We start from the raw sequence: 2,150 nt of genomic DNA, 5'->3' as shown, positions 1-2,150 counted from the left end.
GAAATGGACCTATCCGGGGCAAGTGACAGTTCGTATCGCCAAGAAAAACAATTATCTCGATATCCACTTCGACTCTATTGGCGCAGAACAGTTTCAATGGCCCTCTGTGAAAGCAAAGAGTTACGTGCTTCCTATTGGCGAGGGAAAGATCATTCCGGCAGACGATACGAATTGGCGAACTTTCTTAGATGATCAGAGCTACACTTGGAGTGAGTCGTTCTCTATGGACTTTTTCGCTTTGAAAAATGACCCCTTCTCCATCGTTTATGTCGTTACGAACAAATTCAATGATGAGGTACATTTTGATACGTCGTCATCGCTTCAGCTGCAGTTCACGCATGCATTTCCAAGCATCAATAAAGAAAAAAGCTATGGATTCCGCCTATATGTTACTGGTAATGATCCTGAGCAAATAGTTCTACCTTACAAAAGCTATATCGAAGAAAGCGGGAAATACGTTACGCTTGAGGACAAATCGAAGGATAATCCCAATATTCAAAAACTGTATGGGGCGCCACAAATATATGTATGGAGCGAGTCGATTCTGACCGATCACGATGTCCAGTGGCCCAAAATCCGGCCGTTACTCTCGGGTCCCCTTGGCCAATGGTTAGTCAAGCTTCTCGCAGGTACGGCCGAAGGCAGCGACGAGTTTGCGCAGGTGCAGAAGGACATCGCCAAGACGAACAATATGGACGCTTATCAGAAAAGAGTCGTTCTAAGTGCATTAAATCAAGGGATTAAACTAAAAAGTTTCTATTCTCGGGCTGTGTTTCCGAATCCAGGGAATGGGGCGCAGAAACTTATTGATCAAGGAATCGATAAATTGAGTGAACAAAAATTATACGATTTAAACAAACTGCTGCTCAAAAGTGTGCTGCAAGACGCCGCGGCCAATATTTCTACTTGGGGACAGGCGGATTCCACAGACTTAATCAACGAGTTTCATCAATCGGGGATTCAAAAAGCATGGATCGGACTTCCCAACTGGGCTGACGGTCTGAACAATCCCCCTATGGTTGAAGCCGCGAATCAAGCGGGATACTTAATTGCTCCTTATGACTCCTACCACTCTATTCAGGAGCAACCCGATCCTTCATGGAATACTGCGTTCTTCCCTGATTCTTCACTATTTGATAAGGCAACTATCGCCAAAAAGGATGGTTCGAAGATTGCTGGCTTCCTGCAGAGAGGTCGAAAATTAAATCCAACCTTGGCTATGCCTAGTGTCAAGCAGCGCGTTGAGGGTATCCTTCAGGACGGTATTGGTTATAACTCGTGGTTCGTCGATTCGGACGCGACCGGCGATGTCTACGACGATTACTCACCCGACCATCCGACCACACAGCTTCAAGATATGATGGCCCGCGTAGACCGATTTAAATACTTTGCCAAAGACAAGCACATGGTGGTTGGCTCGGAGGGTGGTAATGATTACGCCAGTGGTGTCATCGCTTATGCACAAGGCATTGAGAGCCCGGTCATCGCTTGGGGCGATCCGGATATGCGGGATAATAAAAACAGTCCCTTCTATATAGGTGGATATTACGCGGCTTCTGGCATACCAGAACGTTACGGCAAGTCAGTACCGATTAAACCCTTGTATGAAAAGATCKATAATGACCCCGTGTACGCATTGCCTTTATATAAGTTAATCTATAATGACTCAATTATCACAACGAATCATTGGGAATGGGGAACCTATAAAATTAAAGGTGAGGAAGCGGATAAAATGCTATATGGACTTTTGTACAATGTGCCTCCATTGTATCATTTGAACCGTTTGACCTGGGAACAGGAGAAAGCCAGCATCCTCAATTACTTGACGATATGGTCCCCTTTCCATCAGCAAGCTGTCTCTCAAAAAATGAGTAAATTCGCCGTGTTGACGGAAGATAGGCTTGTCCAAAGCGCGCAATATGGCAATGATATCAAGGTCATTGCCAACTTCTCCGAGCATGAAGTAAAAGTCGATAACGAGGCCATTCCGGCGATGTCGGCAGTTATTTATGAGGGGAAACAGCGTACGATATTCAATGCAGCAGATAACGTTAAGCTTCTTGCTCGCAAGTGAGTCAATTCTGAGTCCATAGCAAGGTGTAAACGATATAGAACCAACCGGTAGTCCGGTTGGTTCTTCTTTCCTTTAT

General features: G+C 45.2%; 1 protein-coding gene. It reads left to right on the top strand.

Translation table 11 applies throughout. The features are described 5' to 3' along the window. Window positions 1-2,074 (top strand): glycoside hydrolase (locus tag AC1DUA_RS34910; protein WP_477504105.1); only part of this gene is annotated, 2,074 nt, incomplete at its 5' end. Window positions 2,075-2,150 lie beyond the last annotated feature (76 nt).

This window comes from Paenibacillus sp. 01T422, from assembly GCF_056398785.1.
Note: the sequence above shows the minus strand (reverse complement) of the source record. Positions and strands in the feature narration are given on the sequence as shown.